Genomic DNA, 14912 nt, shown 5'->3' on the forward strand with positions numbered 1-14912 from the left:
CAGCAGCGGCGTTAAAGCCGGCGCGGGCGCATCAATCGGCGGCCGCGGTGGTGTGAAAGCCGGTCCCGGCGCATCGGTGGCCAGTTCTAGCGGCGTCACGGCTGGCGCGGGTGCAAGCCCTACATTCGAGAAGCCCGTTATTCGCCGCACCTTTCAATCGTGCTATGGAAATCAAGTCATAGGGCCATAACGGTAGGCCATGCGGTCAGGAGCGCTTGGAGGAACCAGCATTGCCGGAGGGTGCCGAAACTCGTCGTGATCATCGGCAACGCGTCTTGAAACGTGCGACCATCATCATCAGCATCACAAGCTCTGAAATCAGCTGTACCATGCGCAATCAGCATGCAGGCGGAGCAGAATTGAAGTTGCCAGCCGAAACAAGGATTCCGACCGAGTTTCTTCTGTACGTTCCCGTCGACGGAGTAGCTTACCGATCTGTTGTGCGATGGCGCAAAAACGAGAAGGTCGGGATCCAATTCACTGGCGTTGAGCCGAAGCCCCGCCTCCATTACGGATAGCGCGGGGTTGAATAACGCGCTTCAGCGAACCGTCGAAGGTTGATCATTGACCGGTCTTGCAGATTTGCTAGGTCGGTAGTGCACCTTGCCCCCCAGTGGTTCCCATTACCTTCCTGGGAATACAGCCGCGGCCTGACCAGCCTCGCTGGCTCGACCTTGGCGTTTTCCTTCTGCGTCATGTTGTCGGCCGAGATCAGCCGGCGCAGCGACCGCATGATCTCCCTGCGCGTCTACCTGTAGATGACCAGTCATTTTTTTGGGGGATATTTAGATGGCGGATGCCGTCGACGGGCGCGGTCCCGCTGGAATTGTCAAGATGATCGGCCGCACCAGGATGCCTGGTCTACCGGATCCTCTAAAGCCGATAGCCGATAGTGATTTGCCTGGCGACAGGTACACGCCGCGCCGAGCACTCATTTCGGTCGCGGCGCCGGCAGCTTGATGTCGGTCCGATAGCACCAGCGTATTTTTATCTCTACCGCCTCGGAAGAGTAATCGCTTCTGCAGTCCATTTTCCGGTTTCTGTAATCCGGAATTTCAAGCCAGACAGTGCAGCGATACCATCGCGGATCGAATTCGGGATTGCGCTTCCAATAATCGATGATCACCGTGGTCACGCCATCAAACACCTCTTCGCGCAGCCGGCGGCAACCCGAATGTCGCGTTGATTCTGGACCACAGACGGGTATGGTATCCACGCGTTGTATCGTTTGGCAGGTGATGGATTACTTTGGTGGATAAGCGATCGATGTCGGAGGGCCTCCTGAGGGCACTTTGGCGATTCGTGCCAAATCACCGGCTGCCCATCGTAGTTAAATCCAGTTCGCGCGATCCTGAGGTTTCACCCTGTGGTAATTTTGCTGAGGAAGACATTTCGTTTCTTAGAAACAAGGCGTTTATTTCTTTTCTAGCTCGGAATAATCCGCGTTCTTTTTTCCGGTAACATCGTGATCGGGAAGTCGGCGAGCAGTGCGCTTGAACGGTCTGGGAAAGTTAGAGCCGACTTGACCGCCTACCAAAAGCAGTGTTGCTGGTGCCGAGCGGAGCTCAGGCTATGCCAGAAGCAGTCGCCGCTCAGAAATCGGCTTCCTCGAAGTATTTGGCCTTCAGCCATGTGTTCGACGGTCCGCTCCTGTAGCCGCTGTCGGCGCGTTTCGAGATGATGCTCTCGAGCCCCACCTTCTCGATGGCCCGAAAGATCGCTAGCGCACTGCTCTCGAAATGCTCGCTGTACTGGATCTTGCCGAGGCCGTGCTCAACGAGTTGCCACAGCGCCTGCTTGCGCTGCAGCAGGGGCAAGGAGGCTAGATTGCGACCGTCGAGATGGAGGATATCAAACGCGACGAACACCAGCCGGCTCGGTTCGTGCCAGATCGCGGCTTCCAGCGCAAGGCAATGGGGAGCGCCCTGCTCACCTGGAACAATGACCTCGCCGTCGATAATGGCAGCCCGGCATGGCAGCTCGGCAGCCAGTGCGATGGGCCAGTATTTCGTGGTCCAGTCACGGCCGTTCTTGCTGTACAGACGCACGCCGCCTTTATCGATGATGATCTGCGTTCGGTAGCCGTCAAGGTTGACCTCGTGAACCCATCCGTCATCTTCGGGCGGCTCCGTGACCCGGGTCGGGATCTGCGGCGGAATGAACTCCAGCTGGCCGCCGTTCACCTTGGCACGCTTACTCAATGACGCCACCTTTGATCGCGCGGCGGCTGATCGGCACAGGCAGCCCGACATCCCCCCAACTTGGACGCCTGCCGCCTGTGCCGAGCCCCCGCCGAGCCATTGCGAGCATGTGCGCACGAGGCCGGATTGTCGTTAGCTTGGCATCCAAATACTTGTCCTGGTGTACATATCCGCTGTAGGCGCCGCGCTCCTGCACCTTCTCACTATCGATGCGGGGCTCCCGCATCGTCCCCGGCTGACCTATATTATCTCGGGTTGCCGCAAGCCGACGCAGTCCCCTGGCAAATTTCGGGACCTGGTTAGTCCATCAAAAGCACCAGAGCGGGGTGCAGCTTCTTCAGATTCGGCAATGATTTCGATTGCCAGGGTATGTCGGGCGTTCCACGCACGACGAGTCGAACATCGGGATGCTTGCGCACCTCGATGGTAAATTTCGCCAGCAGGTTGATGCCGGAAGAGTTGAGAAAGTGAAGGTCCTTCAGATTGAGCGTAATGGAAGCGGGATTCGAGGCAAGCACACTGGTCGCCAACGCTGTGATAGGCGCACCGGCGTCGGAACTGGCAAGCCGCATTGCACCGTCGAAGAAAATTTCGCTTCCTTCAGTCCATACGCGGTAGTCGTCTGTCTTGATTTCCATAGCCTGGCTTCGTTTCCTCTAATTGTGAATTTGCGAGATCGGAATGGAGGCATATGTCTCCACGCAAATCCGATCGCTTTCGTCGGCGGCGCTGAATATCCAAGCCAGGCGCGCGCCGTAGTCGCTCATCAACGTCAGCAATCCAAGTCCGGAGCCTCCTACGTCGGGGTTCGCGGCATTGGCTTCAATTCGCTGTATCAGCAGGTCTATGGGGTCGCCAACCGTGATGTCCTCCAGGAGACTTTGGAACTCGGACGCATCTTCACCATCGAGGTCATTCGACACCTTGAGCTTGAAGCATTCCGAATCCATCGACGCCTCGATCAAGATCTCACCCGGTGCGCGAAACTTGACGGCATTTTCGATGAGTTCGTTGACCAGATATCCAATGCTGTGCCGCACTTCCATGTAGTCATTGCGGCACGACCGGAAGCGCAATGCGAAAAGATCGGCGATGAAGTCCGAGGTCGTGGCACAATGACGCCAACTCAAGTCGAGAGGTCCGTCGAACAGCCGCACGCGACTGACGCTCTCCTTCATCCCGATTGCAACGTCAGGGGTCCCGAACAGCGTTGTCATGGCTATGTGTGCCTTATGATCACGAGGGTGATGTCGTCGTGGATCTTCTGGATCCCGATATGGGCCATGAGATCCTCGATGATCCCGGTTTTGATTTCCTCGGCGCTCCCGCCTTGACGTTTTCGTGCGCTCTGGCAGAGGCGCTCGAACCCGAACAGCCTTCTGTCTTGGTCTTCCGCCTCGGTCACACCGTCGGTGTGCAGCACGATCACATCGCCACTGCCGAACAGGATGTCGCGCGTGGCAATGAACTTCGAGATGTCATTCTCCAGGCCAACCGGCAGACCCAGATCCATCGTGTCGATGCGTTCGACGTCCCCGTCCGCACGCACGACGAGAACGTCCTCATGCTGGCCGGATAGCGTTACCCGCTCATCCTCGAAGTCAAGGAAGGCCAGCGAGAGATGCTTGCCGGTGTTCGTCCGCTCGATGTTCTTGTAGATCGCTCTGTTCAGCCGATCCAGAAACTGGTGCGGATCCGCCTCGCTGGTCTCCTGCAGCGCGCGTGCAACGGATTGGACCATCAGCATCAGCACGCCGCTCTCGAGACCATGACCGGTCACGTCGCCGATGCCGATCTTGACCCGTGACCCGTTCTGCAGGACGTCATAATAGTCACCGCCGACCTCGTCGGCCGGCCGCATGTAGGCCGCGATCTCCAGCCCCGGAATCGCTTCGAGTTCGAATTGTTTCGGCAGGACCATCATCTGTATCTGCCTGGCGACCGCGAGCTCGGCACCAAGGCGGACGTTCTCGTCCTGCAGCTTTTCGTTGAGTGCGGAAATCTCCTGATTGGCGTCCCCGAGTTCTCTGGTTCGTTCGTCGACGAGTTGCTCAAGGTTTTCCGTGTGAAAGCTGATCTGCTCGGCCATCCGGTTGAAAGCGATTCCGGCCGCTCCAACCTCGTCGCGCGTCGGAATGTTCACGCGGACTGAATAGTCTTTGGACTGGAGCCGCTGGGCGGCGCTGGCAAGCGCCCTGAGGCCCGCGGTGATCCGCTTCGAAATTCCGAGCACGGCCGCAAAAACAATCAGAAGCGAAACGGCGATCGCCGCGATCTGAAACAGCAGGATACGATTGGTTGCGCGAGAAATACTCTCCTGCGCGGCGAACAGGGATGCATAGATCTCCCGTTCGGGAACGACGATCCCGACCGACATCGTTTCGGACTTGATCGGTCCCGAACTCCACAAATTGGTCGGCTTCAAGCTCTTGAGGACAACAATATAGGGAACGTGTTCGCCCTTGCTGTCGAGCATGATATGCTGAATGACACCGTCATTGTTCTGGTCTAGAGGTAGTGACGCGATAGCCGGCTGCGTACTTCCCCGCAGAGACCTTTCCAAGCCGGTGACGCCCTGCGTGCCCGCATCGCTCGATGAAGTCAGGCCGATGATCGCCTGGCCCGACGGATTGATCGCCACCACGTTGCCAGTCGACATCGTGAGGAAGCCGAACCCGGTTTCAGCGATCTTCACCCTTTCGACGACTTTCGCGAGCTGATCGAGAGTGATGTCTGCTCCCGCCGTACCGGCGATACCGGTGCGATCGCGCGTCCATAGCGGGTGGAAAAAGCTGACGATCAGCTTTCCCGTGATTGCATCGGTGTAAGGCGCTGTCTGGGTAATATCGTCAGGGACCGGACGTGAGGCTGGATCCCTGGCCCATTGCTGCCATGAACCATAGATTCCCGGAAAGAAGAACTCCCAGAATTCCGCCTTGTTGTGGCCTGGATAGAGTCGGTCGAAGGTCTGTGCCTGATCCGTATACGGTACCGTCCGGAAGATCGGCCGTTCTTTTGGACCAATATAGTACATCTGCAGTTTGGACGACCCGCTGGCCATGAGAGTCGGCGCGACGAGATCGATCACGGTACTGTCTTCTATTTCCTGCTGAACGCTGGGCAGCGGACTGTGGTCGGCGCCCAGCAGGTAGCCCCAGACGCTTACCACGGAAGGCGCGCCCGGCAGATTCTGCGCCCAATCGCCCTGCGCGTTGTAGACAACCTTCACGGAGCCGGGCGCCTCATGCGAAAGCGTGGCTCCGACCTGTTGCTGCCTCCTCGGATCGTCGATCTGGGTCTGCAGCACGCCAGCCAGCGCCTTGACGTCCCCGTGAACCCGATCGAGCAGCAGGTCAACGCTCAACGCTGTCGACTCGGCATAGGAACGAATGTATTCCTGGTTTGCATTCGTCAGGCCCTCACCGACTTCCGATGTGGCGTCGCGCGACAGCTTTTGAACGTTCCAAAGCGCCAGACCACCGCTCAGCAGGAGGTCGAACAGTACGGCGCCGCCAACGACCAATACGAATTTCGCTCGAAAGGAGCGCAGGCCGAAGCGCGGTGTAGGCTCGTTATCGGCTTTCATTGTGGCCGTCGCCCCGATGCGACCCAGATCGGCCAACCCGCATAACCCTTGGGGTGTAGTGCAGCGAAAATGTGATCCTGGAAGCCCTGCCGGAACCGTGCGACGAACTCCGGTCCGTCACCGCGTCTGGTCGCCATCTCCCCGGCATAGACATCCGCCCAGGCTGCAATGACGTCGGCGAAGTCCTGCGGATCGCCGTCCAGGTTGGTGACCATGAAGGTCTCCACAAGGATGTCTTCGAATCCGGCTTCCACCAGGTATCGCCGACTCTTGGGCCCAAGCTCGACGTCCATCTCGAAATGCCCGAACAGCTTCGCCACCTCGTCGTAGGTCCAGCGAATGCTTTCGGCGCGCGGCTCGCCGAGGCAATGCGAATTCTTTTCGTTGGTGATATAGACCCGACCGCCTGGCTTGCATATGCGGTAGAGCTCCTTGAGGATGAGTTCAGGTCGATTGAAGATTTGCAGGGAATGTCGGCAGGTGACCAAGTCGAACTGCGCTTCGTCGAGCAGCATCTCCGACGCATCGCCATACGTATATTCGATGCCCCGGATGTCGAACTCCCGCATCACTCGTCGAGCATAGTTCAGGCTTGATCTGGAGTGGTCGAGGGCGACGATCCGCGATGGCTGGAACTCCTTCTGCGCGAGCACAGCGAAATCGCCGATCCCGCAACAGATGTCGGCCATGACGATCCCGGGCCTCATCCCGTGTCGCGGCAAGATTGCGCGCTCGTGGCGCCATGTCATCTTTGTCTGAGTACGCAGGATCGGTACGAACCCGCCTTCCTCAAGGAAGCCCTGCCCCGGATAGAATTCGGTGTCATACTCCTCGACCGTGATGTTCGGTTCAATTCCGCTCAGGCGACCGAATTTTCGCGAGGTCCATCCGACGACGCTTGACGTGATAACGACGAATTTGAGATCGGGTCGAGCGCGACAGGCGTCAATGATGATCCTCGAAAAGGTGTGAAATGCAGCGTTATTCATCTGCGTCAGGCGTCTGACATTGACGTAGAGAACGCCCCGCACACGGTCGATCGCATCGCGAAGCAATGCTATGCTGGACCCAAGCTCATCGATCGCCTGAGGCCGGACCACCCCCGATATGGAGAATTCCTGATTGTTCGCGTCGTATTGCGCCTTGAAGCGGGGGAGAAGGTCGTAAGGGCTCAATTTTGCAGGCCTTCAAGCGGAAGATCCACGACAAGCTTGATTGCATCACCATCGGCTTCCTCGACCCTGAGTGTCGCGTTGTAGTCGACAGCCAGTTCCAGGAGTACGATTTCCCGGCTGGGCGCGAGATCCCCAGACACAGAATTAAGATATCGCTCCCTGGCCTCGAACCCTGCGACTTGCGACACGGCTTCTTCGTAGAACTGGCGCTCTTCTGGCAGGCAAGGAAACGTCAACTCGATCCTGTCCGTGGCGCCGTGGCGAGACACCCTGCATGCCAGTTCGCCGTCGGCATGGCGCGTACGAAAGGCGACTTCCAGCAATTCGTTGAAGGCAGAGGAAAAGAGATTTGAATGCCGGACCGAGTCTGACCTGTTTTGACTGATCATCCGGGCCATGTATGTCGAGAGATAATCGCAGTGTCTCCAAGCGGAGACGAAAGCTTTGATTTCCATGTCGATCTGGATCATGGGCTCAAAAGTCGGCCCGCCAGCCGGATCATGATGAACAGGTCCCATCGGCATCCTCCCTTGTTCTGTCAGTATTGACCCCTGGTGGCGCGATGACCTCCGAGGCGGAAAATTTCACCGCGCTCCGTTATGACTCAGTCTCGCACCGACTCCAAAAATTGCGCGGTATCTGCCTCGATCGTTTCTACAAATCTCCACTTCGCCGTTGACAAGGGTGCAAGGCGCTAGACCGCCCGATTTGATTGCTCCATCGCTCGTACCACCCTCAGCGGGGTCCGCCTGATGAAATCGCTGGTTGCCTCGGCTCCGAGCGGGCGTCCCAGGAAATTCCCTTGCAGGCAATCGCAATTCTCCTTGATCAGCCACCGTGCCTGTGCCGACGTCTCGACCCCCTCGGCGGTGACGCTTATCCCCAAGCCGTGCGCCAGACTCATGATCGATCGCACGATGGTCTGGCTTTTTAGATCGGTCTCCAGGTCCGTGATAAAGTACTGATCGATCTTCAAGGTGTCGAAGGGAAAGTTCTTAAGGTAGCTCAACGATGAATAGTAAGTTCCGAAATCGTCTAGCGATATTCGTATTCCCAAGACATTCAGCGTGTTCAATGTGTCTATATTGTCGATCGTCTTCTCAAGTAGAACCCTCTCGGTTATCTCAAGTTCAAGTCTGTCGGCTTCAATCCCAACCGCGTCGATGACCTGAGCGACGGTGTCCGTCAGCGAACCGCTAAGGAACTGAGCCGGCGACAGGTTCACTGCGACTGTCAGCGAGGAGGGCCACGTCAACGCCTGGCGACAGGCTTCCTCGAGCACCCATCGTCCAATCTCGTCCATCAGACCGTCGGCTTCGGCGATCGGTATGAACACGTTGGGTGGAATGATTCCGACCTCAGGGTGCCGCCACCGCAGCAGCGCTTCGAAACCGGTCACTGACGAGGGAGGTCGAATGAGCGGCTGATACTCCAGATAAAGCTCGCCGCGCTCCAGCGCGGTTCGAAGGCTGCGCCTGAGATTCTCGCGTTGCTCGAGCAAGAGCAGCATCGAACGGTTGAATGTTCGAGCGCAGCCGCGTCCATCTGTCTTGGCCGCGTAAAGAGCAATGTCAGCGGCTTTCATCAACTGTTCGCCATCGGTCCCGTGCTCCGGCCCGAAAGCAATTCCGATACTCGAGCCGACGAACACGGGAATGCCGTTGATGACGAACGGGTCCTTGAACGCGTCGACTAGAGATCCGGCGAGGCGTTCAGCCTCTGCTGGCTGCTCCTTTCCCAATTGGACGACAGCGAACTCATCGCCGGCATACCGGTATGCGGATTCGCCGTCCTGCAGCGCGTCGCGGATACGACCCGCCGCGAGTTGAAGAAGAGTGTCGCCTGCTCCATGGCCGAGCGTGTCGTTGACCGCTTTGAAATCGTCAAGGTCGATTTGCAGAAGGGCGGCTTTCGGCTTTGATCCGCCGAGGGCCGCCATTGCCTGCTGGAGCCGCTCGCCGAATCGCCGCCGATTCTCCAGTCCGGTCAGCACGTCGTGCGTCGCCTGATGGAGTAGAACTACATGCTCTCGTTCCTGCGCTGCGCTCCGCCCGCCGTCCTCCCTTAATTCGATGATTCCCACACCATTTGCCGTGGTGAACACAAAAACGGACCGGTGCGCTCCGCCCGATGATCGCGGCAAGTCGATGCTTGTCGGAGAGCCACCCTGGAACACACGAAGAAATTCGTCACGATAGCTCATATCGAGAAAGCTCGGGTAGATCTCCCAGACGGCGGCGCCCGGCGCTACCGCGCCTCCGTACAAGCCTTTGAGCTTGGCCGCGTAGTGCGTCAGGCGAAAGTCACGGTCATAGAACGACAAAAGTTCGGTCGTGTTCGCCAAAAGGTCTGCCAGAACGCCTTCGCCGACACTTGGAGCATCGCTCGATGAAGGCCCCTCACTCTCCGTGCCGACGCCTGAAGCCTCTGAGGGCAAGAACCACCTCCATAGTAGGTGCAGACTCGCGCCCCTCAGTCTAAAGGTAGCATAACTGTCGAGCTTGGCAAACTTTCAAATCGCAGTCTTAATAAGAGCCGCCCGTAGCCCAGTTCCATGTATTCTCCGCCTTGATTGGCAGCAAATTATCGATAACGATGAACCGTCCCAGTTCGTTAACAAACCGTGAATCGGCCAGAATCAGCTGTGTGATTGATGCGCAATAGGCGCGACACGAAGATATTGTGGTCCATGAGGCGGCGTGACCTTCGCCGCCCCGGGCAACCCCTCTTCTGAGTCAGCCCAATCAGCTTCGCGATCCTGTAATCAGTTTCCGAGCGCCTTGAGCCAACCTTCAAAGGAAGAGGCCTCCTTGTCTCCGGCATGCGAAACAGAGTGGGCGGGGCGCGGCAATACCACAGTACTGCGGCCTTCGCGGGGGCTGTAACCGAATTCCTTGCTGAATGCTCGGCTGAAATTAGCCGCTGAACTAAACCCGAAGGCTTCAGCAATTTCAACAATGCGCCGGCTGTCCGCCGGATCGCTTAGCGCAACATGGGCTGCCAGAAGGCGGCGACTTTGTATGTAATGGAGAACACCACCGCTTGGTTCGAACAACTGATAGAGACGAGAGCGCGAGACGCCGAGCGCCCGGCACATTGAATCCGGTGTCAAATGAACCGCATCCAGATTGTGGTGGACGTATCGACGCGCTCGCTCCATTAGCGCGACACCCGTCAATTGTTCGACGGCCGCAGCCTGTTCTGCCGGAGGCCCGAGGCAGGCAATAACCATGCTGCGTGTTGCGTGCACGATGCGGGGCAGATCGTCAGCCGTGAGGCTGCGCAGTCTTGCTTCTATGCTGTTGACGTAGTCGACCAAGAGGTTGGCAAAGTTGCCGGACAGAATTGAATTGTTCTTTGCGTCAAGGGTTGACGCCGCATCAGAGAACAAATCACGCGGCATATACAGAAAGAGACTTTCCGAGTCCGTTACCCTCCCGCGAAACGGGTAGCCAAGCGATCTGATCTCTAATTTGCCCGACTGGTTTTCCGCAACGCGGCGATCGACCTCCGTCCACGACCGGCCAGTTCGTGGCAAGACGATATACCAGTGATCGATCGAACTGGATCGGAGCTTAGCGGTGGAACGCAAGTAGCTATGTGCCGGCGCGCGCTGTTGAACGATCAGCATGCCACCGAGATTCCAAGCCATGTGATCGGCGGGAAAGCCATCGTTCAGCGATTTGCCATCCGGCAACCTGACCTCGACAAGCGGCGCCATATACGCTTGCCAAGCGGCGAATTGACCTTCTGGCGCCAGTTCGAGCGTTGAAAAGGGCAGAGGTTCGAGCGCCGGCGCGAGTGATGGAGCGTCCCCATTGTGGGGTTGACCTTCGCGCGGCCAACGACGTCGGTCACGGTCTCGCGGCTGCCTCGCAGGGGCCTCGTCTTGCCTCTTAGTGTCCATCGCGTGGTGCCATATCCGAATCGGGTATGCCCGTGCCCCTCTCAATCATGTGGTGTACTTTCAGACATCTGACAAGACTGGCGGAACTCGAGCCGACCGAAACGGCGATCACGCTGGATTTCGGCAAGAAATGCATTCCGAGATAAGTTTCTGGATGCGAAGATAACGACACTCTTCAACCCGATGCGTATAGAATCTTGCATCGTGAAATGGTTGTTGAGGGGACCACCGAAATGAACACGAAGCTCGCCAGCGAAGATCGTCGCGAAATAATTCTTGATGGATACCGTGAAAACGGGCCGTTGAAAGTTATTGCGGAACAGATCGGATGCTCACTGGCGAATTTGAAAGTCACCGCCAGTAAAAATTGGCTGCACTCGAACTCAGAAAGAAGCGATGGAATTTCGGCGCGGATTTCACGTCCCGGAAGGGCGCGCTGATTTTGGGACTATTAACAGAGAAAGCGTTAGGCAGCAGGTAAACTGATTCCAATACACTGTGGGCGATATTATCGCTTAAGCATCCCATTGGGTCACCGGTTCATCAGCAAAAAGCCCGCCGCAAAGCACGGGGGCGGGCCTGAAAGGTTCGGACAGATGCTGCGTCGGCGTTTCAATCCCACCTGCCTGAGCCCTCACGATCTGGCTATTTGCGACCGCGTGTTCGATGAGGTCTGCTCGGATGAGAATCTCGATCCTTTGGACCCGGACGCCGAAATCTTGGCGGTTATGGTTGTGGCCATTTTTCGAAATGCTCACACCAGCGAGCGCGAACTGCTGGAGGCGGTCAGGTCTCGTCGGCAAAAGGCTGCGGGAACCGGACATTAGTACATGTCGCCCAAAAGTGCGCGCGTCGCATGAATCCGTTCAGTCGCGACGCGCTTGTCTTATGACATTATTTGCCGAAGAGGCGAGACGGGGCGAGGGCGCTGGAATTCACCATCCTTACGTCTGCGCGAAGTGGAGAGGCGAGAGGGCGGTCTGGCCGGAAATCGATCTGGACGGAAGCTATGGTCGCTTCCTGCGGCGCGCATGAAGTCACGTAAGGCGCACCGCGTGCCATTATCAGAATCGTGCCGTCGAAATACTCCGCGACATGAAGAACAAACACATTTCCGATTTTGTGTTTCCGGGCCAGCGTCCGCGCTCCCCGCTTAGCGACATGACTCTCGCCAAGCATTGAAACGGCAGGCGGCGGCGACTTCACGGTTCATGGAATGCGCAGCGCGTTCCGAGATTGGGTATGGGAGGAAACGGACTATCAGGCCGAAGTTGCCGAGGCCGCAACTTGCGCACGCTGCTGGCACCGCAGCCGAGCGCATACCGGCGAGGCGACGCCTAGGATAAGCGGCGCAAGATGATGGCGGATTGGGCAGCATATTGTGCCAGCTCCGCATTATAGCTATGCTAAACTTGCTTATTTAGCCACTGAATCTTACCCGTAGCAGCAACCTAGTGCTGACGTGCGGCCCGTTGGTCGCCTGCAGGATGGCCAGACCAGCATCCCGCCGCTCCCATGTGGACGGTGCCGAAACCTCCCAGCTCTTTCAAATCAGCAGTTGAACCGCGTCCGAATCTGTCGGGCTGCGAGGAGGAACCATGAACGATAATTCGCCTACACTTGTGTCCTTGATGACGCCGCGAAGATGACGGGTATGAGCCGTACGATGGTCAATAGATATCGCGTCGAAAGCCGGTTTCCGGTTGCGGTCTCACTCGGCGACCGCCGCGTCGTTCACTCAGAGGTCTCCGAGGTCTCCGACCGGATTGCAGCGAAGATCGCGGCGAGGGCGGCTTAACCCGCTGCCTTCAAAAACCACCGCGGATTCAACCGCGGCAACTTCAAAAAGGGAACCACCAACTTGCACATATTGTCAATTAGACCGGAGCCGCGTGGCGCCGGCAGCGTCATCGCGCGCTTTGATATTTCGCTAACCGATGCCTGCCGATTGTACGGCATGAAGCTTGTTGAGAAGGCCGACGGCCGACGCATGACGTACGGCACGCAATCAGGCGGCCTGCACGTCGCGACCTTGGCACCAGCATTCGCAGAAGAAATCACGTGCGCGGCTGGCGTAGCCCTTGGAGGCTTGGACGCCCATGAGGATCTCAGACACCATACGCTCATCACGACGAGTTCCCGATCACTTGGGCGACTTGGCTAACTTGGCTATCGAATGCCGGCGTTGTTGTGGCGTGACGTTCGACTCCGCTTCGAGGCCGCCGTTCGAGGTGAGGGCGTCGTTTTGGGTCGAACCATGCTGGTCGCGGCTAACCTTGCCGGCACACTTGTACGTCCCTTTGAACTCGCCCTCGAGGCCTCGTCAAAATACTTCATCGTCTACCCGCCCCGCGCCATTGCCCAGCCGAAAGTCAAAGCGTTTCGGGATTGCCTGTTTGCTGGGATGCATCCAAACGACGGTCCTTATGGCAAGACTGAGATGCGTCCAAGAAGAGCCACCAGTTCCGCCTGACGTTTCGTTTCGGTCTTGGCGAACAGCGAGGCAAGCTGCGAGCGGATCGTGGTGCGGCTGAGGCGCCAACTGCGAGCGATCTCCAAAGGCGCATCGCCCTGAGCCAAGCGCAACGCGAGGTGCGTTTCCGCGCCCGTCAAGCCAAACATCTTTTGCAGTGTCTGAGGATTTGGCCCCGACCTGTTCTCGCGGTCCAGTAACGCCACAATGCTCATTCCGTCAGGAGCGATAAACCCGTTCTCGTTCAATATCACCGGCCTGTCGGCGCTGCTGCGGATCACCACCCATGATAGTGAGCCCGGCAGGAAATGGGCCGGAACATTCGCGATCAGCCGCCTCAAGGCCACTGAAAGGCCGCTGGCCGTATCGGCTACTTCGCCCTGGCGCTCCAGCGTGGTTTGAGCGGCTGCGTTCCATTCGACCACTTTCCTCTCTCGGTTCAGCACGAGATAGCCGCAGCCGATGCGGTCAAGCATGCCGGTTATGGGTTCCAGGCTACGTGCTCTTGGCTCCCCGACCCCTGCGCCCAGTCGATCTGATGCATGATCTGAATAGGCATAAGAGGGCCGCTTCGTATGGGCCTCACGGTCATACTTGGTCCTCATCACAATGTATCGGTTGCACGCCGCAGCTTCAGTGTGTCTAACGATCAGAGTCATTTTCTACTCCTACCAAAAATTTCACCAGCCTGAAGCAAGTTATTCTGGATTTACAGAAAGTCTTTAAGTGATAATATCGTTCAGATGGGGTTGTACTAAGTTACTCGTCCATGATGATTGCACCGTTAAGGGTCAAAAAGTTTGCGTGCAATCGCGATATTTATAATATTATGTTCCGGGATATGAAAGCCACGCCGAAATTCGGCCGCCTCCTTCGAGGTTCGAGTGCAACCGAGTTTACTGGTGCTGACTCTTAAACTCGCCAGTGAGCATCCGATCGTGGTCGAAATACGTTTCAACGGTTCGTTATTAACGTATCCATCAAGAATTATGTTGCGACTGGCTTCGCTTTTGAGCTTTGCGTTATTTCGGTGACCTCCTCAACTACGCTTTCACAATGCTCGATTCTATACGGACCAAGTTGAAGATTGTCGTTAGCCTCGCATCCAGAAACTTGTCTCGGGATGCATTTCTTAAGATTTCTTCATACCGCCAAGCTGCCGATAGTATTCCTGCTCACCTGTTTCCGACACCACACAGCCCTCCCATGAAAGGGCAGGATTATCAGAACCTCGTAAAGCTCTTCTATCTCAAAACTGACCATAAGAGATCCCCATGACCACAACCGCCACCACGCCCCGCTCGACGAGCAACGGTGCGGCCGGATGCCGCCATCGAGCATCTCGAAGTGGCGATCGACAAGACTGCAGAGATGGGCGCGCTGGCGCTTTCCGGCGTGATTTCGGCGGTATTGGCGAACGCACCGGCCTGCCCCCCACCGAAAAGGAATACGACAACATCGCGCATGTGCTGACCGTCGCCGCCAAGCACGCCAAGATCCGGGGCATAGAGCTCGGAATCGAGGCGGTGAATCGCTACGAGAACCACCTTATAAATACTGGCGCGCAGGC

14 protein-coding genes and 1 pseudogene are annotated in these 14912 nt (G+C 57.3%); 4 read left to right on the plus strand and 11 right to left on the minus strand.

The genetic code is table 11. The features are described from left to right. The first annotated feature begins 230 nt into the window (after positions 1–230). Complete coding sequence (locus tag NKH98_RS27450; RefSeq protein WP_352756626.1) at positions 231–518, plus strand: PilZ domain-containing protein; 288 nt, start codon at positions 231–233, stop codon at positions 516–518. Positions 519–931: 413 nt separating this feature from the next. On the opposite strand, the gene NKH98_RS27455 is transcribed toward NKH98_RS27450, so the two are convergent. From NKH98_RS27455 to NKH98_RS27495, 9 genes are all read right to left on the minus strand, one after another. Beyond that, positions 932–1216, minus strand: coding sequence for a hypothetical protein (locus NKH98_RS27455; protein ID WP_352903299.1), 285 nt, complete (start codon positions 1214–1216; stop codon positions 932–934). Positions 1217–1592: 376 nt separating this feature from the next. Beyond that, on the minus strand, positions 1593–2183 hold the full coding sequence (locus tag NKH98_RS27460) for an ATP-dependent DNA ligase (RefSeq protein WP_352903301.1): 591 nt from the start codon (positions 2181–2183) through the stop codon (positions 1593–1595). 317 nt (positions 2184–2500) lie between these two features. Then, the gene (locus NKH98_RS27465; RefSeq protein ID WP_023720364.1) at positions 2501–2839 is read right to left on the minus strand and encodes a slr1659 superfamily regulator; all 339 of its coding nucleotides are present in this window, start codon (positions 2837–2839) and stop codon (positions 2501–2503) included. An 18-nt stretch (positions 2840–2857) separates the two neighbouring features. Beyond that, a complete protein-coding gene (locus NKH98_RS27470) occupies positions 2858–3418 on the minus strand; it encodes a slr1658 superfamily regulator (RefSeq protein ID WP_352756619.1) in 561 nt (186 codons plus the stop codon). A gap of 2 nt (positions 3419–3420) precedes the next feature. Continuing rightward, positions 3421–5787, minus strand: a complete 2367-nt coding sequence (locus NKH98_RS27475; RefSeq protein ID WP_352903314.1) for a SpoIIE family protein phosphatase — start codon at positions 5785–5787, stop codon at positions 3421–3423. Next, positions 5784–6962 carry a methyltransferase domain-containing protein gene (locus NKH98_RS27480; protein ID WP_352756617.1) on the minus strand — a complete coding sequence of 393 codons (1179 nt, stop codon included), beginning with the start codon at positions 6960–6962 and terminating at the stop codon, positions 5784–5786. The genes NKH98_RS27475 and NKH98_RS27480 overlap by 4 nt, the downstream gene beginning before the upstream one ends. Then, positions 6959–7480, minus strand: coding sequence for a ubiquinone biosynthesis methyltransferase UbiE (locus NKH98_RS27485; RefSeq protein WP_352903303.1), 522 nt, complete (start codon positions 7478–7480; stop codon positions 6959–6961). The genes NKH98_RS27480 and NKH98_RS27485 overlap by 4 nt, the downstream gene beginning before the upstream one ends. A 176-nt stretch (positions 7481–7656) precedes the next feature. Then, entirely contained in the window at positions 7657–9399 is a 1743-nt protein-coding gene (locus NKH98_RS27490) for a putative bifunctional diguanylate cyclase/phosphodiesterase (protein ID WP_502894337.1), read from the minus strand. A gap of 327 nt (positions 9400–9726) precedes the next feature. Then, positions 9727–10869 carry a helix-turn-helix domain-containing protein gene (locus NKH98_RS27495; protein ID WP_352903304.1) on the minus strand — a complete coding sequence of 381 codons (1143 nt, stop codon included), beginning with the start codon at positions 10867–10869 and terminating at the stop codon, positions 9727–9729. Positions 10870–11102: 233 nt separating this feature from the next. Between NKH98_RS27495 and NKH98_RS27500 the strand changes: the two genes are divergently transcribed. Continuing rightward, positions 11103–11309 (plus strand): hypothetical protein, encoded by a 207-nt coding sequence (locus tag NKH98_RS27500; protein ID WP_352903305.1) that lies wholly within the window; start codon positions 11103–11105, stop codon positions 11307–11309. Between the two features lie 75 nt (positions 11310–11384). Here NKH98_RS27500 and NKH98_RS27505 read toward each other — a convergent pair whose 3' ends face one another. Continuing rightward, positions 11385–11693: a hypothetical protein gene (locus NKH98_RS27505; protein WP_352756612.1), complete on the minus strand. Its 309-nt coding sequence runs from the start codon at positions 11691–11693 to the stop codon at positions 11385–11387. A gap of 842 nt (positions 11694–12535) precedes the next feature. Here NKH98_RS27505 and NKH98_RS27510 point away from each other — a divergent pair. After that, positions 12536–12667 carry a transcriptional regulator gene (locus NKH98_RS27510; protein WP_352903316.1) on the plus strand — a complete coding sequence of 44 codons (132 nt, stop codon included), beginning with the start codon at positions 12536–12538 and terminating at the stop codon, positions 12665–12667. 626 nt (positions 12668–13293) lie between these two features. Here NKH98_RS27510 and NKH98_RS27515 read toward each other — a convergent pair. Next, positions 13294–13818, minus strand: coding sequence for a helix-turn-helix transcriptional regulator (locus tag NKH98_RS27515; RefSeq protein ID WP_352756607.1), 525 nt, complete (start codon positions 13816–13818; stop codon positions 13294–13296). A gap of 832 nt (positions 13819–14650) precedes the next feature. Between NKH98_RS27515 and NKH98_RS27520 the strand changes: the two are divergent. Then, a pseudogene (locus NKH98_RS27520) lies at positions 14651–14912 on the plus strand (sugar phosphate isomerase/epimerase); the annotation flags it as partial.

Source organism: Mesorhizobium sp. M0833 (genome assembly GCF_040319905.1).
Taxonomy (GTDB): Bacteria; Pseudomonadota; Alphaproteobacteria; order Rhizobiales; family Rhizobiaceae; genus Mesorhizobium.